The organism is Halomonas sp. KAO (genome assembly GCF_015595025.1).
Taxonomy (GTDB): Bacteria; Pseudomonadota; Gammaproteobacteria; order Pseudomonadales; family Halomonadaceae; genus Halomonas.
In genome coordinates this window covers 244,504-270,113 of the sequence record NZ_JADNRL010000024.1, presented here as the reverse complement: position 1 = coordinate 270,113, position 25,610 = coordinate 244,504, and the positions used below count along the sequence as shown (strand labels likewise).

The window sequence follows — 25,610 nt, the reverse complement described above, 5'->3', positions numbered from 1 at the left end:
GATCGACATTCCCCGTATTCCCCTGGGCAACTGGATCGAAGGTAGCCTCGAGTGGCTGACCAGCGAGTACTCCATGGTCACCCGTGGCATCTCCCGGGTGACCCAGACCGGCATCGACGGCCTCAACGACGCCCTGATGTGGCTGCCCCCCTGGGGGCTGCTGCTGATCATCGTCGGCCTGTGCTGGTGGCTGGCCAACGCGCGCCTGGCGATCGGCGCCGCCGTCGGCATGGCCCTGATCTGGAACATGGGCCTGTGGGACCCGATGATCGAGACCCTCACCCTGGTGGTCATCGCCACCCTGGTGGCGGTGGTGATCGCCCTGCCGGTAGGCATCGCCGCGGCGCTCTCCGAGCGGCTCTACCGGGTGATCATGCCGGTACTCGACTTCATGCAGACCATGCCGGCCTTCGTCTATCTGATTCCGGCGATCCCCTTCTTCGGCATCGGCTCGGTGTCGGCGATCTTCGCCACTGTGATCTTCTCCATGCCGCCGGCGATCCGCTTCACCACCCTGGGCATCCGCCAGGTGCCCGGTGAGCTGATCGAGGCCGCCGACGCCTACGGTGCCACCCGTGGCCAGAAGCTGTTCAAGGTGCAGCTGCCACTGTCGCTGCCCACGGTAATGGCGGGCATCAACCAGACCATCATGCTGGCCCTCTCCATGGTGGTGATCGCCGCCATGATCGGCGCCGATGGCCTGGGCAGCGAGGTGTGGCGTGCCATCCAGCGCCTGCGTCCGGGGGATGGCTTCGAGGCGGGCATCGCCGTGGTGATCCTGGCCATGCTGCTCGACCGACTGACCCAGTCCCTGCGCAAACAGCGCAAGTCCTGAGCCGGACGACCGAGGCCTGCGTTGAGGGCCTCGGTTGAAAGCCCGCAGAGAAGCCGCCAGAGTATTGCCTGTAAATACTCGAAGGAAGGAATCACGATGAAGCATCTACTTAACCATCGCATCCGCCTCGCCGGCCTGGCCCTGGCCACCGGCGCCGCTCTTTCCGCGGGCGCCGCGCAAGCCGAAGAGAAGGGCACTGTGCACCTGGCCTATGTCGAGTGGGCCTCCACCGTCGCCTCCACCAACGTGATGCAGGTGGTGCTGGAGCAGGCCGGCTACGATGTCGAGACCTCCTCGCTGTCCGCCGCCGCCATGTGGCAGTCGGTCGCCACCGGTGACGTCGACGCACACCTGGCCGGCTGGCTGCCGATCACCCACGAGGACTACTACGCCAAGCTCAAGGATGACCTGGTTGATGCCGGTCCCAGCCTCGAAGGCGCCAAGCTGGGCATGGTGGTCCCCGCCTACAGTGAAGCCGACTCCATCGCCGACCTGAACGATCACGTCGACAGCTTCGACGGCAAGATCACCGGCATCGATCCGGGCGCCGGCGTCATGCGCCTGACCGAGCAGGTCATCGAGGATTACGACCTCGACTATGACCTGGTCAGCGGCAGCGGCGCCACCATGACCGCCGCCCTCAAGAATGCCATCGACAACGAGCAGGATGTGGCGGTGACCGGCTGGGCGCCCCACTGGAAGCTGGCCCGCTGGGATCTCAAGTTCCTCGAGGACCCCAAGGGCACCTACGGCGGTGAGGAGAAGATCCACACCATCGTCCGCCAGGGCCTCGAGGAGGAGATGCCCGAGGCCTTCGCCATCCTGGACGCCTTCGAGTGGGACACCGAGATGATGGGCGAGGTCATGCTCATGCAGGAAGAGGGTGACGACGCCTACGCGGAGGCCAAGAAGTGGGTCGAGGAGAACCAGGACGTGGTTCAGGAGTGGCTCGACGCCGCCTCCTGAGGGCGGACAACGGCTCACTCCTCCCTGGCTGATGCTTGACCAGGCAAAGGGGAGGCACCACAGTGCCTCCCCTTTTGCATGCCGAGATGCGACTACACTAACCTCAACAAGGTCGGCTCAGCACGGTTGGCATTCGGAAGGAGAGCCACCGTTCCAGGCCCGTCGCCGGCAAGCACGCCGTTGCGAGAAGAGCATCGCAACAAGCTCGTAGCAAGAAGAGCGTCGCAAGAAGCCCCGTGGCAACAGGGCGCGTGGCAAACAAGGAGAAGCAGGCATGTTCAACAAGATCATGGTGCCGGTCGATCTGGCACATATCGAAGTGATCGAGCCATCGCTGAAGGTATCCGCGGACATGGCACGCCACTACCAGGCCGAGGTCTGCTATGTCGGGGTCACCGCCACCACGCCGGGCAGCGTGGCCCGCACACCCGAGGAGTATGCCCAGAAGCTGGAGGCCTTCGCTCAGCAGCGCGGGCAGGTGCATGGTCAGCCGGTCAGCAGCAAGATGATCAGTCGGGTCGACCCCGTTGCCGACCTGGTCGAGACGCTGGTCAAGGCCATCGACGAAGTCGAGGCCGACCTCGTGGTGATGCCGACCCACGCCCACCGTCACCTGGATATCGTCATGCCGGCCAATGGCAGCCAGGTCGCCAGCCGCACCAGTGCATCGGTCTTCCTGGTGCGCCCCGACGCTAACGAATAACGACGTCACTACCACTCGCGCACACCAATAACTCGAACCTGCGCTTACCATTAACCTCAAGGGAGATGTCTCGTGGCCAATCCGACCAACGATGACAAGCCCCGGGAGCCTCAGCAGGGTTCCGAGGGGATTCCGGCCCCGGAAGGGCCGGCAAACCTGATCGACACGGATTACGTGATCGGTCAAGACAATATCAAGGCGTCCCCGCTAGGGGTCGACGTGGATCTGCACAGCACGGTCTTCATGGTCTCTTCGGTCGTGATCCTGCTGTTCGTGATCCTGACGCTGGCCATGCAGGCTCAGATGGAGCCGATCTTCGATGCCATGTTCAGCTTCCTCACCACCAAGCTGACCTGGGTGTTCCTGCTCGGTGCCAACGTCTTCGTGATACTCGCGCTGGTGTTGATCTTCACCCCTCTGGGCAAGGTGCGTATCGGCGGGGCCAACGCCAAGCCGAACTTCGGCTACGCCGGCTGGTTCGCCATGCTGTTCGCCGCCGGCATGGGCATCGGCCTGATGTTCTATGGCGTGTCGGAGCCGCTGGGCCACTTTGGCACCGCCCTGGGAGGCATCGGCCTGGGCGAGGATGGCCTGCGCACCGACTGGGCACCGCTGGGCGGCGCCGAGGGTGACCAGGCCGGCGCCGTGTCGCTGAGCATGGCCGCCACCATCTTCCACTGGGGCCTGCACCCCTGGGGCGCCTATGCCATCGTCGGCCTGTCCCTGGCGATCTTCGCCTACAACAAGGGCCTGCCGCTGACCATGCGCTCGATCTTCTACCCGGTTCTGGGTGAGCGTATCTGGGGCTGGCCGGGTCACCTGATCGATATCATGGCGGTCTTCGCCACGCTGTTCGGCCTGGCCACCTCGCTGGGGCTCGGTGCCACCCAGGCATCGGCCGGCCTCAACTATCTGTTCGGTATCCCCGATACCAACCTCACCCTGGTGCTGCTGATCCTGGGCATCACCCTCGTCGCCCTGGGCTCGATCATGCTGGGTGTCGACAAGGGCGTGCAGCGCCTGTCGCAGCTCAACATGGCGCTCGCCCTGCTGCTGCTGCTGTTCGTGATCGCCGTGGGCCCGACGCTGATGATCGCCACCGGGGTGGTCGAGAACCTGCTGGGCTATGTGAAGAACCTGCCGGCCCTCGCCATGCCGTTCGGACGTGAGGATGCCAACTTCACCCAGGGCTGGACCGCCTTCTACTGGGCCTGGTGGATCGCGTGGTCGCCCTTCGTCGGCATGTTCATCGCCCGGGTCAGCCGTGGCCGTACCGTGCGTGAGTTCCTGATCGCCGTGCTGGTGGTCCCGACCCTGGCCTCGGTGGTATGGATGACCGCCTTCGGCACCACCGCCATCAATCAGGTGATCAACCAGGGCATCACCGAGGTGCAGAACGCGGCGCTGGAGCTTCAGCTGTTCACCATGCTGGAGTACCTGCCGCTGACCGCCATCACCTCCTTCGTCGGTATCGTGCTGGTGATCGTGTTCTTCATCACCTCCTCCGACTCCGGTTCGCTGGTGATCGACTCGATCACGGCCGGCGGCAAGGTCGATGCTCCCAAGCCCCAGCGCGTGTTCTGGGCGCTGATCGAAGGCGGCATCGCCATCGCCCTGCTGCTGGGCGGCGGCCTCGGTGCCCTGCAGACCGCGGCGCTGACCACCGGGCTGCCCTTCACCCTGGTGCTGCTGGTGGGCTGTTACGCCATCGTCAAGGGGCTGATGAGCGAGCCCAAGGCCAAGTAGGTCGACAAACCAGTGAGTCGGTAAGCGACACGACTCGCCAAGACGCAGAGAGGCGGCCTACGGGCCGCCTCTCTGCATTTGTGGCCAACGTCTCAGTCTCGACTCCGGTCTCACAGCGCCTGGCTCACCGACTTCTGCTGCTTCTGCGTCTAACTCCTCAACTCCACAGCTCGCCCACCGGCGTCTCGGCCGAGAAGCGGCTGGCCACCTGGGCCTGAAACAGCTCGGCCGTGGCCAGCGCATCCACCAGTGCATGATGCCCCTGGTAGGCTGGCAGGCCATAGCGCTCACGACTGGCATTGAGGCGAATGGAGACCGGCGGCCGCCCCAGCCAGCGCCGGAAACGTGCCCACAGCGACTGACGGTGCAGCCGTGCCTCCAGCGACATGGTGTCGATCACCGGATAGAGCAGCCCCTCCCCCCACCGATGGCGCACGGCCGTATCGATGAAACCGCGCTCGATATGGCGGTAGTGCACCACCGCCAGGCGCCCTCTCAGGGCATCCAGCATCTCGGGCAGCACCTCCTGCAGGTCGGGTGCATCGACCACCTCGCTATGGGTGATGCGGTGCAGGGTCACCGAGCTCCGAGTAAGCTCGCGATACGGCTTCAGCACCCAGTATCGCGCCTCGCGTAGTGGAATACGCGCCAGGTTGAAGGGCACCACGCCGATGCTGACGATGGCGTGACGCCGCGGGTCGAGGCCGGTGGTCTCGATATCCAACGCCACCAGCGGCGCCTCGCCGATAGGGGTACCGGGCGCCGGGCAGCCGGCGGCATAGTAGTCGGCCAGCAAGGGATGGCGCACGCGGCCGGCACGGTCGGCGACATACTCCGCCCAACCCGGAGCGGGTTGGCGTACCCCCCTGAAGATCACGGCTACCGCCTCCGCCGCTGGGAGGCAGGCGGCAGGGGGTAGCGGAACTTGAGAAACTTCTGGGCATTGCTCAACACCTGGAAGGCATCCTTCAGGGTGTGCCGATCGCTGTCGCTGATATTCTCCGGCTCGATATTGTTGTCCGGCTCACGCTCGGCCTGAACATCGATCACCTGATGGTGGACCCGCGTCATGCTCAGAAACTCCAGCGCATGGCGCAGCTTCTCGCCTACCCCATCCGGCAGCAGCTGGGTATGGCTGATATCGTCCAGGCGCTCGAAGCTGTTCTGGGCGTGGGAGCCGCAGGCCAGGGCGTGAACGCGGATCAGGTCGGTCAACGGTGCGGTTCCGCGTCGCTTCAGGTTGATGCTGTTGTTGTGCTTGCCATCCTTCTCCATCACGAAGGTGCGGAAGAACCCCAGGGGCGGGGTGCGGTTGAGGGCGTTACGGGCCATGGCCGCCAGGAACAGCTTGCTGTGGGGCGCCTGGGTGGCGACCAGATCCTGGAGCTGCTCCACGAACCGGTGCTCGCCATAGACCCCGTCCAGATCGAAGAAGATCGAGCTGTGCAGCAGCCGCTCGGGCGTGGGGTCACGAATCCAGTCCTGGAAGTAACCCTTCCATACCGACAGCGGCTGCCGCCAGCGTGGGTTGGTGGCCATGATATCGCCGGTGCAGTAGGCATAGCCGCAGGCGGCGAGTCCATCACTGACCCGCGTGGCCAGCGCCATGAAGTAGCCATCGTGGCGCTCGGGATCGAAGTCATCGGCCAGCACCAGGGCGTTGTCCTGGTCGGTAACCATGGTCTGCTCATTGCGTGCCATGGAGCCCATGGCCATATAGCAGTAGGGCACCGGCGGCGGCCCCAGCTCCTCCTCGGCCAGCTCCAGCAGGCGGCGCGTGAAGCTGCGGGCGATGGTGGAGAGCGCGCTGCCGATCATTCGCGAGTCGGCACCATCCTCGACCATGCGCACGAAGGTGCCTTTCACATCCGGCGCCAGCCGGGCCAGCCCCTCCACCGTGGACTGGCTGTAGATATTGCTGACCAGATAGAGGCTGGAGTGGGTCTCGTAACGGATGATATCGGAGAGGTGCACGATCCCCACCGGGCTGCGGCGATGCATCACCGGCAGATGGTGAATATTGTTGCGCAGCATGGTGAGCATCGCCTCATGCACCGACTCGCCGGACTGAACCGCTACCAGCCTGTTGCCCGCCACATCGCCGATCGGTGTGCTTGGCGGGCGCCCCTCGGCCACCGTGCGGCGAAAGTCGCTGTCGGTCAGGATGCCCTTCACCTGCCAGTCGCGCTCTTCGCTGTCACGCAGCACATAGCGCGAATTCTCCTCCGGAGCATCGAGCACCAGCACCGCCGAGGCGCCGTAGTCGGTGATCTGGCTGGCCGCCTCCTGCAATGTGGTGCTGGCCTCCAGCATCAGCGGGTAGCGGCTGAGCAGCTTGCGCACCCGGGTAATCAGCATGTCGTTCTGCTGCTTGTGCTGCTCCACCGCCGTCTCGAGGCGTGGACGCTCCACCTCGACGAAGTCGGCGAAGTCGTCATCCTGCTCGCACAGGCGCTGGAAGACGGCATCCGGGATGAAGTAGATCAGGCTATCTTCCAGGGCCCGGGCGGGGAAGCGCACCCGATAGTTGCGCAGCAGGCTGAAGTGCCCAAAGATATCGCCCTCGCCGAGGCGATTATGGAGACTGCCGTTGCGGCGATAGACCTCCACCGCGCCACTGCGCACATAGCCGAGCTCCCTGATCTCCTCGTCGAGCACCAGGATATCGCTGCCGGCCTGGAAGTAGGCAACCTCGACCTGGCTGGAGATCTCGTCGAGCAGCTCGTCGGACAGGGCGTCGAAGGGCGGAAACTGCCCCATATGCTGGCGTATCTCCAGCCATTCCACTTCCATGGGTCTCTCCCCTTCGTCAGGCGGTTTCCGGCAAGTCTGTAAGAGTGCCGACAGGCTGTAAAGCAAGCCTCTGCTTCTGATCAGGCTGCAACCTCGATCGCGCCGTGATAACTACACTATCGGTAGCAAGGTATTCCCCAACCGAGTGATCGCATCTAGTTGCTTGGCCTGGCCTATCGGGCATTGCTCTTGCGCCTGAGCACCGAAGGCGCACACTGGCTCGACGGATTGCGCCGGGTGGGGCTTGCGTAGCCGATCAAGCGTCTTCGATTCACGATGAGGTCGCCATGTCATCACACCGCCTTCCCCTCTGGCTCAAGCTCGCCTTCACCCTGTGGATCGCCATCTGGGCACCGACCTATTTCGCCAAGGTGGGCTGGCAGAATTTCCTGTGGCTGTGCGATCTGGCCAGCCTGCTGATTCTCGTCGCGCTGTGGGCCGAGAGTCGTCTGTTGATGTCGGCCCAGTGGCTCGCGGTGCTGGTGGTGGGCATCCTGTGGAGCCTGGATGTGGGCGGGGCCTTGCTGTTCGGCGTTCACCCCATCGGCGGCACCGAATACATGTTCGATGCCCAGGTGGCGCTCTCCTTTCGCCTGCTTTCGCTCTTCCATGTGGTGCTGCCGGTGGTGACCAGCTATGCGCTGATCAGGCTGGGCTATGATCGACGCGGCCTCTGGCTGCAGACGGCCCTGACCTGGCTGGTACTGCCCTTGACCCTGTTGCTCACCGAGCCGGCGCGCAATATCAATTGGGTGCATGGACTCTTCGGCCAGCCTCAGGCCCTGCTCGATCCGCTCGTTTATCTGCTAGGCCTGATGATCGGCTGGCCGATCGTGCTGTATCTGCCCTCACATTTGCTGGCCATCGCGCTGCAGCGCCGGCGGGCAAGATGACCATGCGGCCCAGAATCGACTCGCATACCATCGGCCTCGACAACGGCCCTTTCGAGCGCGGCCAGGTGCGCCATGCCTGGCGTATCATGAAAACGGCCACCCCGGAGGGTGGCCGTCAATGCCGATGGGAGCCGGCGGGGAGTCGGGCAAGCCTTACGACTGCGCCATCTCCTGAACACGCTGCATCAGCTCGGGATCCTGCTGGATGGCCTGGCCGATGGCGTTGAAGGTGTCGACCTCGAGGCCGCTCTCTTCCACCACGCTGACCATCTCCTCGTTGGCCTCGACACGAACCTGCTGCTGCGCCTCTTCACCCTCGGCGGCCTGCAGACGCTCGGTGTACTCCTGAGACAGCACGGCGATCTCCTGCGAGGCATCGGCGAACTGCTGGAGCTGGGCATCGGAGAAGTCCTGGGCCTGAACCGAGGCCTCGGCCGACGTTGAGGCATTGGCTGCAGTGTCCTCTTGGGCATGCGCCGTGGCCGACATCAGGCCGGCACTGAGCAGGGCGGCGGAGAACAGGGCAGTCATGCGTTTCATAGATACCTCCAGGGGGACGTCACAAGGATACGTCAAAATGTGTGTGCCCCCCTGTGACGCCCCCGTGTCCGGAGGAGTTCAGATCGTTTTGTGTGGGAATGTAACAAGGCGCCCGCAGGCGCCCTGCTCGTGAACATCTCCTCTTCAGCCGTATGCCAGGTTGGGCAGCCAGGTGACCAACGCCGGAAACAGGATCACCAGCAGCAGGCCCAGTGCCTGCAGTGCCAGGAACGGGAAGGAGGAGCGGAAGATCTGCGCCATGGTGATATGTGGCGGGCAGACCCCCTTGATATAGAAGAGCGCATAGCCGAAGGGCGGGCTGAGAAAGGACATCTGCATATTGACCAGGTAGATGACGCCGAACCATAGCGAGACATCGGCGGGGTCCACACCCGGTAACCCGAATACCCCGTCGAAGGTGAGCCCCTTGATCAGCGGCACGAAGATCGGCACCGCCAGCAGCAGGATGCCCACCCAGTCGAGGAACATCCCCAGCGCGACCAGCAGCACCATCATCAGCGCCAGCACCGCATAGGGGCCGAGGCCGGCACCGGAGATCAGCTCCTGCACGAAGGTCTGCCCCCCCTGCAGGATATAGAACCCGACGAAGATGCTGGCACCGAAGATGATCCACATCACCATGGCCGACGCCACCAGCGTGGTCATGCAGGCGGCATGCAGGTTGGGCCATGTCAGACGCTTGTGCATCGCGGCCACCACCAGGGCGCCGAAGGTACCGATGCCCGCCGCCTCCACCGGCGTCGCGATGCCGGTGAAGATGATGCCCAGCACCAGCACCACCAGCACGATGGGCGCCAGCATATTGCGCAGCAGGCGCAGCTTCTCGCCCATGTCGACCCGGTCCTCGACCGGCATCGGCGGCGCCATCTTGACGTTCAGGGTGCCGCGCATCCAGCAGTAGAAGCCATACATGAAGGCGAGCAGCAGGCCGGGGAGAAGCGAGCCGAGGTAGAGCTCCCCCACCGACTGCTGGGCGATGACACCGTAGATGATGGCCAGGATCGAGGGGGGAATCAGGATGCCCAGGGTGCCACCGGCCATGATCGAGCCGATGGCGATCTCGGGGTCGTAGTGGCGCTTGAGCATCGCCGGCAGGGCGATCAGCCCCATGGTCACCACCGCCGCGCCGATCACGCCGACCATGGCGGCCAGCAGCGTCGAGGCGATGACCGTGGCGATGGCCAGGCCCGCCTTGAGCCCGCCCATCCACTTGTAGACGACATCGAACAGCTCCTCGATGATGCCCGCCTTCTCCAGCACCGATGCCATGAAGATGAACAGCGGAATGGCGGAGAGCTGATAGTTGGTCATCATCGGGAAGATGCGCGAGGGCATCAGGTTGAGCATGGCCTGGTCGCCGACCAGATAGAGGAAGGCCACCCCCAGGCCACCGGTGACAAAGGCCAGCGGCAGGCCCGCCACCAGCACCACCATCAGGGTGCCGAACATCAGCAGGGTCAGGCCGCCGATGCCCAGCCGACTCAGGCTGTTCTCGAGACTACCGGCCAGGCTCTCGTAGTCGGTGACGGCGATATTGACCATCTCGAACAGGACCCAGGCGGCCAGCAGCACGCCAAGCACCACCAGCAGCTGGGCGAAGCCGCGCCCCTGGCGCTCCCTTGCGCGATGATACCGAAACGCCTGGACGTCACGGATCAGCTGAGCGATGCCCTGCAGCAGCAGCAGCAGCGCCCCGAAGAAGAGCATGAACTTCACCGGATAGTACTGCACCGCCCACTCGGTAAAGGAGACCTCGTTGGCATAGCTCGCGCCGAAGAAGAGGCGGTCGCTCACCGACTGGGAGAAGAACTTCCAGCCGGTGACCAGCAGGGCCACGGTGAAGATAAAGAAGAATACCGAGGTCAGCAGGTCCAGGGACGCCTTGGTCAACGGCCGCGCGCGCTGGTAGAGGATATCCACGCGCACATGGCCCCCCTCGCGCAGGGCGAAGGCGCCGGCCATCAGGTACTGCATGCCGAACATCAGGGTCATCGACTCGTGGGCCCAGTTGGTCGGCGAGTTGAAGGCGTAGCGCATCAGCACTTCATAGGCGAACACGAAGGGCGCGATCAGCGACCAGTAGGCCACGTAGCGGCCGAAGAAGCCGGACCCGCGATCGATGGCGAGGGTAAGGAGGTTGCCGGGAGGCTGATAGCCGACCGCCACCTCCTCACCGGCCGGCACCTCGGCGACCTCGCCACCATCGATGCGGCCACCGCGGCGGAAGCTGCGATCGACGAAGAACATGACCACCAGCGGCAGGAAGATCAGCACCGACCAGTAGAGCCAGTGGGGCAGGATAAAGTTGATCTCTAGATTCATTGAGACTCCTCCGCGATGCCATCACCTCCCGGCGAGAGCGACGGATCATGGACCCGGCAGATGCGGGGTTGAGCGATATGCCCGGGGCCGGGGGCTGCGACTGCTGAGACGCAGCCCCCGGCCTGGCCGAGCCGGTGGGTCAGACGTTGAGCTCGTAGTCCTTGATGTCCTCGGGCGTGATCAGCGCCACCGCGGGATCCATCATGGTGTCGAGGTGCGCCTTGAACAGGCGGGCGGCATCCGGGTCCTTGTTGGCCCACTTGAACCACAGCGGGATCGCCACCTCGCGGAAGCGGGTGGCGTCCTCTTCGGTCAGGTGGATGATCTCCACGCCCTTCTCGCGGTACTTGGGCCAGGCCTCGGCATTGGCCTTCTGAATGGCCGCATAGTGCTCGCGGGAGTAGGCGGCGACCAGGTCATGCATCAGGTCCTGAGTCTGGGAGGACATGCGCTCGAAGACGCGGCGATTGACGGCGATATCCATGAGGTCGACGGACTGGTGCAGGCAGGGGGTGGAGGGCGGCCCCATGATGATGTAGTCGGCCACCTGCCAGAACCCCAGCTCGTAGTTGACCGCGGCACCAGTGAAGTCGGCGGCATCGATGGTGCCCTTCTCGAGTGCCGGGTAGACCTCCGAGCCCGGCAGCAGGGTGGTACGCGCGCCCATGGCGGCAAAGGTCTCGGCGACGATCCCGCCGGGCATGCGGATCTTGATGCCGTCGAAGTCATCGAAGCTGCGCAGCGGCACCTTGGAGTGGATCAGGTTGAGGTCGTGGTGGACATAGCCCAGCAGCTCCTGGCCCTGCTTGCGATAGAGATCCTTGGCAATATCCAGGCCGCCATAGGCGCCGAACATCATGTCCCACTGGTGGGGCAGAGAGAGCCCCATGGGGTAGGCGGTAAGGAAGACACCCGCCGGCATCTTGCCCGGCCAGTAGACGGTGAACCAGTTCTGGCCATCGAGCACGCCATTGCGCACGGCGTCGGCGACCTCGAAGGCCCCGGCAACGGCACCGGCGGGAAAGGGCTCGATATTGACCTCACCGCTGGTGGACTCGACCACGCCCTTGGCCCAGGCCTCGAAGGTGCGATAGCCGACGGTGCCAGGCTGCCACGAGGACTGCATGCGGATGCGGATGCCCTCCTGGGCCTGGACATTGCCGATCCAGGGCGCCGCCACGGCGGCGGCGGAACCGACGGCGGCGGCCTTGAGGAAACGGCGACGGTCGGGCTCGCGACGATCGGAGATCGCCTCGCCGGGTGACGTCAGGATGCGTGATGGCTGCTTGTCATCTTGCATGGAATAAACTCCAGATGGCGGTGGCCGGCCCCGCCGGGGGCATGGCCGGATCTTGTTGTTATCTTCCCTGGACCGATTCGCCGTTCATGGCCGCCCAGGCGACCCCGACGCCCCACGCTCGACTCCATCGTGCATGGTCGGTAAGCGCACAGACGCTCCCCTCAAGAAGCTAGCGAAAGCCCCGTGCCCGGCCAATGCCGCGATTCAACGTTGCCCTGCCCGCCATCCGCGAACCACTGCCCCTCCACCGACGACAATATGTTGTAAGCAATGGGGAAAAACTGGTCTGACCAGTTAGCCACTGGTCCTACGCTCTACGACCAAAGCACAAACCCTCGAAGGCGCCACGCCCCCTTGGCAGCCTGCCGCGAGGCGGCGAAGATGGTTGCCTCCCCTGCAAGGATGCCCCCATGCCCGCCATCTTCTCTCATCGCCTGTGGCTCGCCGCCATGCCGCTGCTGTTCGTGGTGCTGTGGAGCACCGGCTTCATCGGCGCCAAGTTCGGCCTGCCCTACGCCGAGCCCTTCACCTTCCTCTTCATTCGCTCCGCCCTGACCCTGGTGCTGCTGGCTCCTCTCGCCCACTGGCTCTCCGGCGAGTGGCCCCGCGGCTCCCGGCTATGGGGGCATATCGCGGTCTCGGGCCTGCTGGTGCATGGCGCCTATCTGGGGGGTGTCTTCTACGGCATCTACCTGGGCATGCCGGCGGGGCTCGCCTCGCTGCTGGTGGGGCTGCAGCCGCTGCTGACGGCGGGGCTCGCCGGCCCACTGCTGGGCGAGCGGCTGACGACACGCCAGTGGCTAGGACTGCTGCTAGGGCTGGTGGGGGTCGCCCTGGTGCTGGGCGGCAAGCTGGACCCGGGCGAGAGCCTCTTCCAGGGCTTCGGCCTGGGGGCGCTGGGGGCCGTTCTGGTCGCGCTGCTCGGCATTACCGGCGGCACCCTCTATCAGAAGCGCCACTGCACCGGCATGCCGCTGCTCTCCGGCACCGTGGTGCAGTATCTGGCCACCGCCACGCTGTTCGGCCTGGGCGCCCTGCTCTTCGAGGAGCGCCACGTGGAGTGGACTCCCGTCTTCACCCTGACCCTGGGGTGGCTGGTGCTGGTGCTCTCGATCAGCGCCATCCTGCTGCTGATGGCGCTGATCAAGCGCGGCGAGGCCTCGCGGGTGGCAAGCCTGTTCTATCTGGTGCCACCGGTCACCGCCCTGCAGGCCTGGTGGCTGTTCGACGAGGCCCTGCCTCCCGCCTCGCTTGCCGGCATGGCCATCGCCATCGCCGGCGTGGTGCTGGTGGTCAAGGGGCAGCCGGCGAGAGCCGACAGGCCGCGTACTTGAACTCCGGGATCTTGCCGTAGGGGTCCAGCGCCGGATTGGTCAGCAGGTTGGCCGCCGCCTCCACGAAAGCGAAGGGCACGAACACCATGCCTTCGGGCATGCGCGGATCTGAGCGTGCCGTCAGGGTGATCGTGCCGCGCCGGGTGGCGATGGTGATCGGCTCTCCCGGCGCCACCCCCAGGCGTCCCAGCTCCGCGGGAGCCAGGCTGGCCGCGGCCTCCGGTTCCAGATCATCGAGCACCCGGCTGCGACGCGTCATGGCGCCGGTGTGCCAGTGCTCCAGCAGCCGCCCGGTGGTCAGTACCGTCGGATAGTCGGCATCCACCGGCTCATCCGGCGGCAGCGGTCGGGTGGGCGAGAACTTCGCCCTGCCGCCGGCCCGCGGGAAGGCGTCGCTGAACACCACGTCCTCGCCGGGGGCGTCGGGGGCGAGGCAGGGATAGATCACCGAGTCCTCCGCCTCGAGGCGCTCCCAGCTGATATGGTCCAGCGAGGACATGCCATGCTTCATCTCGGCGAACACCTCCCGCGGGTGGGCATAGTCCCAGCCCAGCCCGAAGCGCCTGGCCATCTCCTGGATGATCCACCAGTCGGGCTTCGCCTCCCCCGGCGGGGCCACCGCGGCGCGCCCCATCTGCACCTGGCGGTTGGTGTTGGTGACGGTGCCATCCTTCTCCGCCCAGGCGGTGGCCGGCAGGATGACATCGGCGAACTGGGCCGTCTCGGTCACGAACAGGTCCTGCACCACCAGGTGTTCGAGGGTGGCCAGCGCCTGGCGTGCATGGTGGAGATCCGGGTCGGACATCGCCGGGTTCTCGCCGAGGATATACATGCCCTTGATGATGCCGGCCACGATGGCATCCATGATCTCCACCACGGTCAGCCCGGGCTCGGGGTCGAGCTCGGTGTTCCACAGCTCCTCGAAGGCGGCGCGCAGCTGGGCATCGCCCACCGGCTGATAGTCGGGCAGCACCATGGGAATCAGGCCCGCGTCCGAGGCGCCCTGGACGTTGTTCTGACCGCGCAGCGGATGCAGGCCGGTTCCCGGGCGCCCGGTCTGACCGCAGGCGAGCGCCAGCGAGATCAGACAGCGTGCGTTGTCGGTGCCATGGGTGTGCTGGGAGATGCCCATGCCCCAGAAGACCATCGCCTTGTCGGCGGTGGCATAGGCCCGCGCGATCTCGCGAAGGGTATCGGGCGCCACGCCGCACAGCGGTGACATGGCCTCGGGGGTCATGTCGACCACGCTCGCCGCCAGCGCCGCGAAGCCTTCGGTATGGGCGTCGATATAGGCCTGGTCGTAGAGCCCCTCGGCGATGATCACATTGAGCATGGCGTTCAGCAGCGCCACATCGCCGCCCGGCGTGAAGCGCACGCTGCGCCAGGCGTAGGCGTCCAGGGCCTGGCCGCGGGGGTCGAGGATGATCAGCCGGGTGCCGTTCCTGGCCGCCTGCTTGAAGTAGGTGGCCGCCACCGGGTGGTTCACCGCCGGGTTGCAGCCGGTGAGGACCACCACATCGGCCTCGAGCGCCTGCATGAACGACGCGGTGACCGCGCCGGAACCCAGGCACTCCATCAGGGCCGCCACGGAGCTGGCGTGGCACAGGCGGGTACAGTGGTCGACATGGTTGGAGCCGAAGCCGGTACGCACCAGCTTCTGAAACAGCCAGGCCTCCTCGTTGGAGCACTTGGCGCTGCCGAAGCCGGCGAGTGCCTCGGGACCGTTGCTGGCCTTGAGGCTGGTGAGCCCCTCCGCCGCCAGATCCAGCGCCTCCTCCCAGCTTGCCTCGCGGAAGTGGGTCAGCGGGTCGGCCGGATCGAAATCGGGATCGACCCCCTTGGGCACGCCCTCGCGGCGGATCAGCGGCCGGGTCAGCCGCGCCGGGTGGTTGGGGTAGTCGAAGCCGAAGCGCCCCTTGACGCAGAGCCGGCCCTGGTTGGAGGGACCGTTTCTACCGGTTACAAAGAGTATGCGCCCAGCTCCTGCATTGGACGGAGCTGATCCGGCGGCAGGGCTGCGGGGAGGCGCTACGAGTCCCTCCCTGGAAGCTACCTCGGCCATCCCTGGTCCTCGGACCTCCCCTTCGCCCTGCCCCCGGCGCTCCTCGACGTGTGGCGCGTCATCCTTGACGTGGTAGGTCAGCTGACAACCGACCCCGCAGTAGGGGCAGATCGAGTCGACGGTGCGGTCGGCCACGGCGGAGTCGCCACGGCCCGCGTCATCGATCAGGGTCGCCGGCATCAGCGCCCCGGTGGGACAGGCCTGGACGCACTCGCCACAGGCCACGCAGGTGCTCTCGCCCATGGGGTCATCGAAGTCGAACACGATCTTGGACGCCGCCCCGCGATGGGCCAGGCCGATCACGTCGTTGCCCTGCACCTCGCGACAGGCGCGCACACAGAGCCCGCAGGTGATGCAGGCATCCAGATTGACGTTCATCGCCGAGTGGGTGGCGTCATGCCCCCCGGCATGGGGCAGCGAGTCCGCCCTCTCGGCCACATGATGCACCGTGGGCGACGTCCGCTCCGCCCGGGCGGGCAGACGCTCGCCCACCGCCGTGGCGTCGACGGCCAGCCGGTCGGCCATGGCCCACAGGTGGCTCGAGCGATCGGGGCTCGCCTCGCGTTTGGGCTGGTCGGCCAGCAGCAGTGCCAGCACCTCCTCCCGCGCCTCGCGGGCCCGCTCGGAGCCGGCGCTCTTCACCACCATGCCGGGGGTCGCCTCGCGGATGCAGCTGGCGGCGAGCACGCGCTCCCCCTCGATCTCCACCATGCAGGCGCGGCAGTTGCCATCGGAACGGTAGCCCGGGGCGTCCTTGAAGCACAGGTGAGGAATGGTCTCGCCGGCACGCTTGGCCACCTGCCAGAGGGTCTCGCCGGGCCAGGCGCTGACCTCGGCGCCATCCAGCTTCAGGGTAAAGCTTTCCATTACGCTCTGGTCACTCATCTCTCCCTCCTCACCCCTTGGCGATCAGGTTGCGGTCGGCAAGCTCGCCGCGGAAGTCGCGTAGCAGGCTGATCACCGGATTGGGCGCGGCCTGGCCCAGGCCGCAGATGGAGGCGTCCATCATCACCCGGGCGAGCCGCTCGAGCTGCGGGACATCCCACTCGTCGCGTTCGAGCAGGGTGAGCATCTTCTCGCTCCCCACGCGGCAGGGCGTGCACTGACCGCAGGACTCGTCGGCGAAGAAGGCCAGCAGGTTGCTGGCCACGGCACGCAGATCATCCTGGTCCGAAAGCACGACGATCGCCGCCGAGCCGATGAAGCAGCCATGCTCCTGAAGGGTATCGAAATCGAGCGGGATATCCGCCTTGTCGGCCGGCAGGATCCCCCCGGAGGCGCCGCCGGGCAGGTAGCCCAGCAGCCGATGGCCCTCGGCCATGCCGCCACAGTACTCCTCCAGCAGCTCGTGCAGGGTGATGCCCGCCGGGGCCAGGTGGACGCCGGGGCGCCTGACCCGGCCGGAGACCGAGAAGCTGCGCAGGCCACGCCGGCCATGACGCCCCTGGGCGGCGAACCACTCGGCCCCCTGCTCCCAGATCCGCGGGATCCAGTAGACGGTCTCGACATTGTTGACCAGGGTCGGACGGTCGAAGAGCCCCCTCTGGGCAACAAAGGGGGGGCGATGCCGGGGCTTGCCGGGCTTGCCCTCCAGGGACTCGATCAGCGCCGACTCCTCGCCACAGATATAGGCGCCGGCACCGCGACGCAGCACGATATAGCCCGGCGCCACCAGGCCGGCCTCCTCCAGCTCGCCGATGGCGCTGTGCAGCACCCGGTGCAGGCCGGGATACTCGTCGCGCAGGTAGATATAGAGCGCCTCGGCCTCCACCACCCAGGCGCCGACCAGGGCACCCTCCAGGAAGCGGTGGGTCTCGCGCTCCAGATAGAAGCGATCCTTGAAGGTGCCTGGCTCGCCCTCGTCGGCATTGATCACCGCATAGCGAGGGCCCGCCTCGGCGCGAACCGCCTGCCACTTCCGATAGAGCGGAAAGCCGGCGCCACCCAGGCCACGCAGTCCGGCATGCTCGAAGGCCTTGATCAGCCTCTCGACGCTCACCTCACCGTCGCGGCAGGCGTTCAGCAGCCGGTACCCACCGGCCTTGCGGTAGTCGGCCAGGCGCTCCCAGAGGATCGTCTCGGGGTGGAAGTGACCGGTATCGATCACCGCCTCGACCCCTTCCACGCTGGCGTAGCGGACATGGTGGTGCCCCACCTCCACCACCGGCGCGCTATCGCAGCGCCCCATGCAGGGCGCGCGCACCACGCGAACCGCTTCCGGGGCGGCACCGGCCTCGAGCTCCGCCTTGAGGGCTTCCGCGCCGGCCAGCTGGCAGGAGAGAGAGTCACAGACCCGCACCGTCACCGCCGGCGGCGGTGCCTCGTCGTCGTGGACCACGTCGAAGTGGGCGTAGAAGGTGGCGGTCTCGTAGATGGCCGCCATGGGCAGGTTCATGTAGGCGGCCAGCGCCCGCAGCTCGACCATGGCCAGATGGCCATGGGCATCCTGAATACCATGCAGATGCTCGATCAGCCGGTCACGGCGCTGCAGGCTGGGGTCGCTGCGTTCATCGCCCAGCAGGCGACGCAGCCCGGCGAGCGCCAGCGGGGCCAGTTCGCGGCCACGGGCCCTGCCGCGGCGACGCTTCGGTTGAGTGATCTCCACAGTCATAACGAGCTCGTTGTCATAATTGTTAAGAGGCGCGACAGTCAGCGGGTTCTATATTCGCGTGCGTTGATATGAATCATCCCTATGGTGGCACTTGCCCCGCGCCAGGACAATCTCCAGGCAGCCACCAGCGCCTCCGTCAGCTTGCCTCATCGATGGCGGCGTAGGCCACCATCTCGACCAGCATCTCCTCGCGGGCGAAGCCCGAGACGATGATGGCGGCACGATTGGGATAGGGGGCCTTCACCACCTCGGCGTAGAGCCTGTTGACCGTGGCGAGGTCTTCGCGCCGGGTCACATAGATCAGCACCTGGGTCAGGTTCTCGACGCCACCGCCGGCGCACTCCAGGGTGTGTACCAGATTATCCAGCGTCTGGCGGGTCTGGGCCTCAATGCCGCCGCTGACGACCTCGCCCTGATCGTCGATCGGAATCTGGGCGGTGAAGAGGATGCCATTGCCCACGGTTGCCCATGACAGCGGGGCGCGGGAAGCGAACAGATCGGTGGTAACGGGCTGAACCATGCGGGTGTCCTTCTCTGGGGTGCTCTGGATAGGTGGATAGGGGGTGGGCGGACAGATATATGGGTGGATAACGAGGCCCCGGCGCTCCTCGAGGGTAAGCGCCGGGCCTGGTCGTCACCCAATGAATCGATGACTCAATCGTTGTCGGAGACGCCGGCTCCGGCGCCACCGCGGGAGGCATCGGTGGACTCGACCAGAATGCGTGCTGCCAGGTCCTTGAGCCTGTTCCACACGCCATCATTGATGGGAATACCATCGAGCATGGCCCGCTCGCGGCAGGCCAGCAGCGTCGACTCTTCATGGCGGGCCAGCAGTTCGTAGTCGAACTCGGAGCGCATCGACGGCAGCAGGTCGACGTGGTTGGCAAACACCAGCGTGATGCCGTCGTTCGGCTCGTTCTCCTCGGGGACCTGCTTCACCGCATAGACGCGGATCTCGGGCACCGAGCTGTTGGCACGAAAGCCGACCACCTGCTCGGTCAGCGGTGGCTGGTCGCTGCCCTCCGGGGCCTGAGCGTTACGCCAGAAGGCGGTGACGTTCATGCCCCGCCCGGCGATGCGGGCCAGATAGCCCATGATCAGCTGGCGATTGTGACAGCGCCGGATCTTGATCACCGAGAGGCCCCGGGCGCGCGCCTTGGCGAAACCGAGCTCCAGCGCCAGGCTCGAGCTTCTGAGAACGCTATGACCCTGGCCATCGAGTACCGCGAGATCACCATCGGAATAGAGCTGCACCGGCGCATGCTCCTGGGCATGCTGCTCGGCCAGCAGATAATCGAGGCCACGATTCAGGGCCTCCAGTCCATCGAGCTCATGGAGCTGCATCCAGGCGACCATGTCGGCGGCGTCGCTGGCGTCGCCATCTTCGAAGCCCAGGCCCAGAAAGGCCTTGCGGCAGAGTCCTTGGAGCTCGTTGTAGGAGACCTTCATGTTGTGACTCCGGTGGTAAGGGGGGTGGGGGTATCCTCGGCGTGGCTTGTCGATGGTTCGAGCGGAAAGCTCCAGTCGTCGAAGGCACGCAGGTCGTCGGGCTCGGCGTTGAGCTCCTCGACCAGCGGTGCCCCCTGGAACAGGGTGATGCGTACCCAGCGATCCGACTTGGGGTCGAAGCGGCTGGCGCCGAAGAACGATAGCTTGGTGCGCAGCAGATGCATGGGCTTCATGTCGCGAGCCCAGAGGTTGGCCCGAATCTCGCCGAAAGGCGTTTCGACCATGGTCTGAATGCGGCGCACGATGTCCTTGTGACGCGAGTGCTGGATCAGAAAGTCGACCACCGAGGCGCGGGGGTGGTCGCCCAGATAGTCGCTGATGACGCGATGGGTATCCGCTACCCGCGGCGCGATGGCCAGCTTGAGCTCGCGGTCGGCACCGGGTTCGCTGTCGCGCACCCCAAGCCGTGGCTCCTCCTTCTCGACGGAGCGATACCAGAACCAGTAGCGATTGTCGGGATCGTCGAAGTCATAGGAGAGCGCCCAGTCATAGTGGGTCTCGATCAGCTGCTTCAGGCGCACCAGCGGCATTTCCGGCGTCAGTTCCATGCGCTCATCGACGCCCATGCGGTCCTCGAAGGGCTCGACGATGTCCGGGTAGATCTCCAGCAGCAGGGTGTTGATCAGCTCCTGGGTCTCCAGCGACAGGGTCCGGTGCCCCCACTCGATCAGCTCCTGCCAGAGATCGTCGGTCAGCGGCACCTGCTCGAGCCAGGCACGCACCTCGGGCAGGGCCGCCGCGGTCTCGACATTGCGCGCGCTCTGTTCGACATCCTCGGTGACGGTCTGCTCCAGATGACGCTGGGCACGGCTGACCAGTGCGATCAGCGCGGCACGCTGCTCCTCGTCGGGCTGCTGGGCACTGATCCGGGCCAGCGCCTGTTCCCGGCTCTCGACCCACTGCTCGATCAGCTGCGGGTGGTTGATCAGAAACGGCGCCATGCCGAGCCCGGTCGAGTTGCCGATCCCCAGATAGCGCCGCAGCGGGGTGGCAAGCCCGACGGCAGTCGCCGGCGCCTGGCGTCTGGCGATGTGCTCGATCTGCTCGATGGAGAAGTGGCGCAGCAGATAGACCCCCAGCATCTGGGCCGAGAAGGGCCGCTGGAAGTCCGGGTTGTCGCGCAGGCGGTCGAAGTCGGCGATGCCGAACTTGCCGTTGCCGTAGACGGCCGTGGTGCGATACAGGTAGCCGACCCGGGTGATCCACCTGGGGTCGGGCTGCTGGCCGGCGCTGAGCGCCTCGGTAAAGGCGGCGAAGTTGCGCAGGCTGCGATTGGCCCGGGAGAGCACCAGCAGGCGCGGGTGCTGGCGGCCGGCTTCCTGAAGCGGCACGTTGGCCGCCATCTGCTCGAGCAGGGCGTCGTCCACATCCCCTTCGACCACACCGAAGGTCACGTCCCAGGCCTCGGCGATAACGCGATCCGAACGGGCATCATCGGGCAGCGGCTGGGAGAAGATCACCCCGTGATAGCGCCCCCGCGGCGTCTGCAGACGATAGATGGCCGTGCCGTGACCGTCGTCGTCGAGATCGAAACGCGTCGTGCTGATCTGCCAGCGCTGACGCGCCATCTGGCGTATCAGGCTGCGCACGAAGCTCAGACGGCTGGGGTGCAGGCTGCCCAGACGCTCCAGGTCCATGACCCGCTCCGGGGCACGCAGGCGCAGGCTCTCCTCGAGCGGAGAAACGCGATCGATCATGTTACTGCTCCTGAGAGGGCGTCGAGCCTGGCTGTGCCGGCGGTGTTGACGAGGCTGGCTGGACCGCGATCGGCCGCAGGTCCCGGGAGACCAGCCCCTGATTGCGGGCCATGGCGATGGCGGCCTGGGGGCCGGTCCACAGTGACGGCAGCAGCACCAGCGACACCGGAATGGCGGTGAGCACGATGAACTGCTGCAGGGCGCTGATCTGTCCGGCCCCCATGTACAGCAGGATTGCCGCCATCAGTGACATGGTAATGCCCCAGAAGGCACGGATCAGCGAGCTGGGCCTGTCGTGGCCGGCGCCGACCACGGCGATGGCATAGCTCATCGAGTCGCCGGTGGTGGCAACGAAGATGGTGGTGAGCACCAGGATCGCCAGCGCCATGAAGGTGCCACCGGGCAGTGCCTGAGCCACGGTGAGGGTGGCCACGTCGAACTGGAAGTTGGTCAGCGCCTCGCTCAGGTCGATCACCCCGGTGAACTGAAAGAAGATGCCCGAGCCGCCCAGCAGGGTGAACCAGATCGTGGTGGCGATGGGCGCCAGCACGGCGACGGTCAGGATCATCTGGCGGATCGTGCGCCCCCTGGAGATGCGCGCGACGAAGATCGCCATCAGCGGACCATAGCCAATGAACCAGGCGAAGAAGAACACCGTCCACCACTGCATCCACCAGTCCGGTGCGCTCTGGGCGGTCATGGTCGACATGGTGAAGAAGTTGGTCAGGTATTCGCCGAAGCCCTGGGTAAAGGCGTTGACCAGAAACAGCGTGGGGCCGAACAGGAAGATCACCGCCGCGATGCCCAGCGCCAGGAAGACATTCAAGCGGCTCAGCAGCTGGATGCCCTTGTCGATGCCGGTGATCGCCGAGGTGACATAGATGGCACCGAGGCAGACCAGGATGATCAGCTGGGTGGTGTAGTTGTTGACCACACCGAGCAGCTCATGCAGGCCGAAGCTCACCTGGGTGGCGAGAAAGCCGATGGGACCCACGGTACCGGCGACCACGGCGATAACGCAGAGCGCATCGACCACACCGCCGAACATGCCGCTCATGATGCGCTCGCCGAACAGCGGGTAGAGCAGGGTCCGCGGCTGCAGTGGCTGGCCCTTGTCGTAGTGGGCGTGGGCCAGCACGATGGAGGTCAGGCTGCCCAGTACCGCCCAGGCCAGAAAGCCCCAGTGCATGAACGACTGGGCCAGTGCCGGCGCGATGGCGTCGACAGTGCCCGCCTCGGTGTCGAATGACGGCGGCGTCGTCACGAAGTGGTAGATCGGCTCGCCAGCGGCGAAGAAGACCCCGCCACCGGCCAGCAGGGTGCACATGATGATCGACACCCACTTGAAGGTGGAGAGCTCCGGGGTAAAAGTATTGCCGATGCGTGCGCCGGCCATGGGCGTACAGGTCAGACCGATGGCGACCAGAAAGGTCAACAGCAGCAGCAGCTGGAAGTAGGCGCCGAGGGCCTTGGCCGTCCAGGCGAAGCCTGCGCCAATGGCATCGGCGACGCCGTTGATATCATAGAGTGACAGGCCCACGAACAACACGATGAAGCCGATGCTCAGGGTCAGCACGACGGGATCGCCCAGTCGATGCTGACCGGCAGGCAGCGAGGCTTCGGGAGTGTCGCTGTTGTTATCGATGCTGTTATCGATGTAGGTATTGGTGTTGGTCTTGGTTGACGACATCAGAGTGGCCTCTGGCGCAGGGCCCCTCGAGGAGCGGGGCCGCTGTTGTGATTTTTATGTTTGTGACCGTTGAGTTCTTCCCTTCAGGCGACCCGGTTCAGGCCCTGCTCGGGCGTGGCGGCACGCTCCAGCAGTGCCACCCAGTTCCGACCCATGATCCCGGCGACCTCCTGCTCCGCGAAGCCAACCCCACGCAGACCCTCGATCAGGTTGGGGAAGTCGCGGCTGTCACGCAGCCAGGCCAGCGGCTTGGGCCAGCCGGCATTGGTGGCGCTGCCTTCGCCGTAGTCCATCTCCTTCGACCAGCGACCATTGCGCATCCAGTCGAGGATCGAGGTGGGCTGGTTCTGGCACAGATCGGTACCGATCCCCAGATGCTCCACCCCCATCAGGTCGGCAGTGCGGGCGATCATTTCGCAGTACTCGGTCAGGGTGCAGTCCGAGCCGTTCCTGAGGTGGAACGGGTAGGCGGAGAACCCCAGCAATCCATCACACTCGGCGATGGCCTTGAGTACCCTGTCGGACTTGTTGCGTTTGGCCGGATGGAAGCTCGCCGGATTGGCGTGAGAGATGATGACCGGACGGCTGGAGAGCTCGATGGCGTCCAGGGTAGAACGCTCGCCGCTGTGTGACATGTCGATGACCATGCCGACCCGGTTCATCTCGCGAATCACCTGGCGTCCGAAGCGGGTGATCCCGCTGTCCTCGGCCTCGTAGCAACCACAGGCCAGCAGGCTCTGGTTGTTGTAGGTGAGCTGCATGATCAGCAGCCCCAGATCGCGCATCACCTCCACCATGTCGACGTCGTCTTCGATGGGCGAGCAGTTCTGGGCACCCAGGAAGATTCCCACCTTGCCGGCCTGACGCGCGCGTTCGATATCGCTCGCCTGGCGCACCGGCATGATCAGGTCGGCATGCTCCTCGAAGCGCCGGTTCCACTCACCCATCCGCGAGAGCGTCTCGCGGGTGGTTTCATGGTAGACCAGGGTAGCGTGGACGGCATCGACGCCGCCCTCGCGCATCTGCTCGAAGATATCCCTCGACCAGTTGGAGTACTGCAGACCATCGACCGTCAGCATCTGCTTGGACATCAGCTCGACTCCTCTCTCGGGCCCTGGCTCAGTTGGCCTTGACGTAGCAGGTCTTGACCACGGTGTAGAACTCGCGAGCGTAGCGGCCTTGCTCACGCGGGCCGAAGCTCGAGTTCTTGCGACCGCCGAAGGGCACATGGTAGTCAGTGCCGGCGGTGGCCAGATTGACCATGACGCAGCCGGTTTCGGCGCGGGCCTTGAACTCGCTGGCAAGCGCCAGGGAGTCGGTGATGATGCCGGCGGTCAGGCCGAAGTGGGTGTCGTTGAGCACCTCGATGGCCTCATCGGCATCCGCCACCTTGATCACGCAGGCGATGGGCCCGAAGACCTCTTCGCGGTTGATCGGCATCTCATTGGTGGTGTCGACGAACAGTGTCGGCGCCATGAAGTAGCCATCGGTGTCGCGCTCGAGGCGCTCGCCGCCGAAGGCCAGCCTGGCGCCTTCACGCTGGGCACGCTCGACCCAGGCCAGGTTCGACTCCAGCTGCCGGGCATCGGCGGCCGGGCCGAAGCTCACGCCCTCCTCCAGGGCATGACCGACCTTGACCTGCTCGAGCCGCTTGATCAGCTTCTCGACGAAGGCGTCATGGACCTTCTCGGTGACGATCAGTCGCGAGGACGCGGTGCACTTCTGGCCGGTGCCGGAGTAGGCCCCGTTGAAGGCGGCCTCCACGGCCAGGTCCAGGTCGGCGTCGTCGGCCACGATCAGGGCGTTCTTGGACCCCATCTCCAGCTGGCACTTGACCAGGTTGGCGGCGGTGGCGGTGGCCACGCGGCGCCCGACCTCCAGCGAGCCGGTGAAGCTCACGGCATGGATCTCGGGGCTCGAGATCAGCGCATCGCCCACCGAGCCGCCGGAGCCCATGATCAGGTTGAAGGTACCGGCGGGCAGCTCCTGGCGGCTGATGATCTCGGTCAGGGCCCAGGCGCTGGCCGGTACCAGGTTGGCGGGCTTGAACACCACCGCGTTGCCGAAGGCCAGTGCCGGGGCGATCTTCCACACCGCCGTGGCCATGGGGAAGTTCCAGGGGCTGATGATGCCGACCACCCCTACCGGCTCGCGACGAATATCGACCTCCACGCCCGGCCGCACCGACTCGGCGCGCTCGTCGATCTGGCGCAGCACCTCGGCACCGTAGTAGTGGAAGAACTGCCCCGAGCGGTGGACTTCGCCCATGCCCTCGGCCAGCGTCTTGCCCTCTTCACGGGCGAGCAGTTCACCCAGCTCGGCCTTGCGCGCGATCAGTTCATCGCCGATGGCCATCAGCACTCCATAGCGATGCTCGAGGCCGGTCCTGGCCCACTGCTTCTGGCCCTGCCTGGCAGCGCTGATGGCCTCCCCCACCTGAGCGACGCTGGCCTGGGCATAGTCGCCGACGATATCACTGGTGTCCGAGGGGTTGACGTTGGCGATGCTGCCCTGACCCTCGACCCAGGTGCCATTGATGTAGAGAGAGTGAACGTGGGACATGGAAACCTCCTGAATATGATCAAGGC

The 25,610-nt window shown here is 65.7% G+C and carries 19 protein-coding genes; 6 read left to right on the top strand and 13 right to left on the bottom strand.

Features of this window, described 5'->3' with window-relative positions; translation table 11 throughout:
* Position 1 precedes the first annotated feature (1 nt).
* From IOC61_RS12255 to IOC61_RS12240, 4 genes are all read left to right on the top strand, one after another.
* Positions 2-835, top strand: a complete 834-nt coding sequence (locus IOC61_RS12255; protein WP_195689143.1) for an ABC transporter permease — start codon at positions 2-4, stop codon at positions 833-835.
* A gap of 96 nt (positions 836-931) precedes the next feature.
* Positions 932-1,801 (top strand): glycine betaine ABC transporter substrate-binding protein, encoded by an 870-nt coding sequence (locus IOC61_RS12250; protein ID WP_195689068.1) that lies wholly within the window; start codon positions 932-934, stop codon positions 1,799-1,801.
* A 274-nt stretch (positions 1,802-2,075) separates the two neighbouring features.
* Positions 2,076-2,504, top strand: a complete 429-nt coding sequence (locus IOC61_RS12245; protein WP_195689067.1) for a universal stress protein — start codon at positions 2,076-2,078, stop codon at positions 2,502-2,504.
* 72 nt (positions 2,505-2,576) lie between these two features.
* Positions 2,577-4,250: a BCCT family transporter gene (locus tag IOC61_RS12240; protein WP_195689066.1), complete on the top strand. Its 1,674-nt coding sequence runs from the start codon at positions 2,577-2,579 to the stop codon at positions 4,248-4,250.
* Positions 4,251-4,407: 157 nt separating this feature from the next.
* Here IOC61_RS12240 and IOC61_RS12235 read toward each other — a convergent pair whose 3' ends face one another.
* Both IOC61_RS12235 and IOC61_RS12230 read right to left on the bottom strand, forming a co-directional pair.
* Positions 4,408-5,127, bottom strand: coding sequence for a 3'-5' exonuclease (locus IOC61_RS12235; RefSeq protein ID WP_195689065.1), 720 nt, complete (start codon positions 5,125-5,127; stop codon positions 4,408-4,410).
* 2 nt (positions 5,128-5,129) lie between these two features.
* The gene (locus IOC61_RS12230; protein WP_195689064.1) at positions 5,130-7,043 is read right to left on the bottom strand and encodes a DUF294 nucleotidyltransferase-like domain-containing protein; all 1,914 of its coding nucleotides are present in this window, start codon (positions 7,041-7,043) and stop codon (positions 5,130-5,132) included.
* Between the two features lie 287 nt (positions 7,044-7,330).
* Between IOC61_RS12230 and IOC61_RS12225 the strand changes: the two genes are divergently transcribed.
* Entirely contained in the window at positions 7,331-7,936 is a 606-nt protein-coding gene (locus tag IOC61_RS12225; protein WP_195689063.1) for a hypothetical protein, read from the top strand.
* A 153-nt stretch (positions 7,937-8,089) separates the two neighbouring features.
* Here IOC61_RS12225 and IOC61_RS12220 read toward each other — a convergent pair whose 3' ends face one another.
* The 3 genes from IOC61_RS12220 to dctP all read right to left on the bottom strand — a co-directional run bounded on the left by IOC61_RS12220 (position 8,090) and on the right by dctP (position 12,119).
* Positions 8,090-8,476, bottom strand: a complete 387-nt coding sequence (locus IOC61_RS12220) for a DUF4168 domain-containing protein (RefSeq protein ID WP_195689062.1) — start codon at positions 8,474-8,476, stop codon at positions 8,090-8,092.
* A 144-nt stretch (positions 8,477-8,620) separates the two neighbouring features.
* Entirely contained in the window at positions 8,621-10,819 is a 2,199-nt protein-coding gene (locus IOC61_RS12215; protein ID WP_195689061.1) for a TRAP transporter large permease subunit, read from the bottom strand.
* 139 nt (positions 10,820-10,958) lie between these two features.
* Positions 10,959-12,119, bottom strand: coding sequence for a TRAP transporter substrate-binding protein DctP (gene dctP, locus IOC61_RS12210; protein WP_195689060.1), 1,161 nt, complete (start codon positions 12,117-12,119; stop codon positions 10,959-10,961).
* Between the two features lie 410 nt (positions 12,120-12,529).
* On the opposite strand from dctP, the gene IOC61_RS12205 reads away from it, so the two are divergent.
* Positions 12,530-13,453 carry a DMT family transporter gene (locus IOC61_RS12205; RefSeq protein WP_195689059.1) on the top strand — a complete coding sequence of 308 codons (924 nt, stop codon included), beginning with the start codon at positions 12,530-12,532 and terminating at the stop codon, positions 13,451-13,453.
* On the opposite strand, the gene IOC61_RS12200 is transcribed toward IOC61_RS12205, so the two are convergent.
* The 8 genes from IOC61_RS12200 to IOC61_RS12165 all read right to left on the bottom strand — a co-directional run bounded on the left by IOC61_RS12200 (position 13,413) and on the right by IOC61_RS12165 (position 25,584).
* On the bottom strand, positions 13,413-16,400 hold the full coding sequence (locus IOC61_RS12200) for a molybdopterin-dependent oxidoreductase (RefSeq protein WP_195689058.1): 2,988 nt from the start codon (positions 16,398-16,400) through the stop codon (positions 13,413-13,415). The two genes, IOC61_RS12205 and IOC61_RS12200, sit on opposite strands and share 41 nt — an antisense overlap.
* 10 nt (positions 16,401-16,410) lie before the next feature.
* A complete protein-coding gene (locus tag IOC61_RS12195) occupies positions 16,411-18,126 on the bottom strand; it encodes an NADH-ubiquinone oxidoreductase-F iron-sulfur binding region domain-containing protein (RefSeq protein WP_195689057.1) in 1,716 nt (571 codons plus the stop codon).
* Between the two features lie 136 nt (positions 18,127-18,262).
* Positions 18,263-18,646, bottom strand: coding sequence for a RidA family protein (locus tag IOC61_RS12190; RefSeq protein ID WP_195689056.1), 384 nt, complete (start codon positions 18,644-18,646; stop codon positions 18,263-18,265).
* Positions 18,647-18,780: 134 nt separating this feature from the next.
* The gene (locus tag IOC61_RS12185) at positions 18,781-19,575 is read right to left on the bottom strand and encodes an Ldh family oxidoreductase (RefSeq protein ID WP_195689055.1); all 795 of its coding nucleotides are present in this window, start codon (positions 19,573-19,575) and stop codon (positions 18,781-18,783) included.
* Entirely contained in the window at positions 19,572-21,332 is a 1,761-nt protein-coding gene (locus IOC61_RS12180; RefSeq protein WP_195689054.1) for a hypothetical protein, read from the bottom strand. The genes IOC61_RS12185 and IOC61_RS12180 overlap by 4 nt, the downstream gene beginning before the upstream one ends.
* A 1-nt stretch (position 21,333) precedes the next feature.
* Positions 21,334-23,022: a BCCT family transporter gene (locus IOC61_RS12175; RefSeq protein WP_195689053.1), complete on the bottom strand. Its 1,689-nt coding sequence runs from the start codon at positions 23,020-23,022 to the stop codon at positions 21,334-21,336.
* Between the two features lie 83 nt (positions 23,023-23,105).
* Complete coding sequence (locus IOC61_RS12170; RefSeq protein WP_195689052.1) at positions 23,106-24,113, bottom strand: dipeptidase; 1,008 nt, start codon at positions 24,111-24,113, stop codon at positions 23,106-23,108.
* Between the two features lie 28 nt (positions 24,114-24,141).
* Complete coding sequence (locus IOC61_RS12165) at positions 24,142-25,584, bottom strand: aldehyde dehydrogenase family protein (protein WP_195689051.1); 1,443 nt, start codon at positions 25,582-25,584, stop codon at positions 24,142-24,144.
* Positions 25,585-25,610 lie beyond the last annotated feature (26 nt).

Excerpts from the sequence above, each read along its gene's own strand:
- IOC61_RS12250 (WP_195689068.1), top strand. The coding sequence starts at position 932 with ATGAAGCATCTACTTAACCATCGCATCCGCCTCGCCGGCCTGGCCCTG.
- IOC61_RS12245 (WP_195689067.1), top strand. The coding sequence starts at position 2,076 with ATGTTCAACAAGATCATGGTGCCGGTCGATCTGGCACATATCGAAGTG.
- IOC61_RS12230 (WP_195689064.1), bottom strand. The coding sequence starts at position 7,043 with ATGGAAGTGGAATGGCTGGAGATACGCCAGCATATGGGGCAGTTTCCG.
- IOC61_RS12225 (WP_195689063.1), top strand. The coding sequence starts at position 7,331 with ATGTCATCACACCGCCTTCCCCTCTGGCTCAAGCTCGCCTTCACCCTG.
- IOC61_RS12220 (WP_195689062.1), bottom strand. The coding sequence starts at position 8,476 with ATGAAACGCATGACTGCCCTGTTCTCCGCCGCCCTGCTCAGTGCCGGC.
- IOC61_RS12215 (WP_195689061.1), bottom strand. The coding sequence starts at position 10,819 with ATGAATCTAGAGATCAACTTTATCCTGCCCCACTGGCTCTACTGGTCG.
- dctP (WP_195689060.1), bottom strand. The coding sequence starts at position 12,119 with ATGCAAGATGACAAGCAGCCATCACGCATCCTGACGTCACCCGGCGAG.
- IOC61_RS12205 (WP_195689059.1), top strand. The coding sequence starts at position 12,530 with ATGCCCGCCATCTTCTCTCATCGCCTGTGGCTCGCCGCCATGCCGCTG.
- IOC61_RS12200 (WP_195689058.1), bottom strand. The coding sequence starts at position 16,400 with ATGAGTGACCAGAGCGTAATGGAAAGCTTTACCCTGAAGCTGGATGGC.
- IOC61_RS12195 (WP_195689057.1), bottom strand. The coding sequence starts at position 18,126 with ATGACTGTGGAGATCACTCAACCGAAGCGTCGCCGCGGCAGGGCCCGT.
- IOC61_RS12190 (WP_195689056.1), bottom strand. The coding sequence starts at position 18,646 with ATGGTTCAGCCCGTTACCACCGATCTGTTCGCTTCCCGCGCCCCGCTG.
- IOC61_RS12185 (WP_195689055.1), bottom strand. The coding sequence starts at position 19,575 with ATGAAGGTCTCCTACAACGAGCTCCAAGGACTCTGCCGCAAGGCCTTT.
- IOC61_RS12180 (WP_195689054.1), bottom strand. The coding sequence starts at position 21,332 with ATGATCGATCGCGTTTCTCCGCTCGAGGAGAGCCTGCGCCTGCGTGCC.
- IOC61_RS12175 (WP_195689053.1), bottom strand. The coding sequence starts at position 23,022 with ATGTCGTCAACCAAGACCAACACCAATACCTACATCGATAACAGCATC.
- IOC61_RS12170 (WP_195689052.1), bottom strand. The coding sequence starts at position 24,113 with ATGTCCAAGCAGATGCTGACGGTCGATGGTCTGCAGTACTCCAACTGG.
- IOC61_RS12165 (WP_195689051.1), bottom strand. The coding sequence starts at position 25,584 with ATGTCCCACGTTCACTCTCTCTACATCAATGGCACCTGGGTCGAGGGT.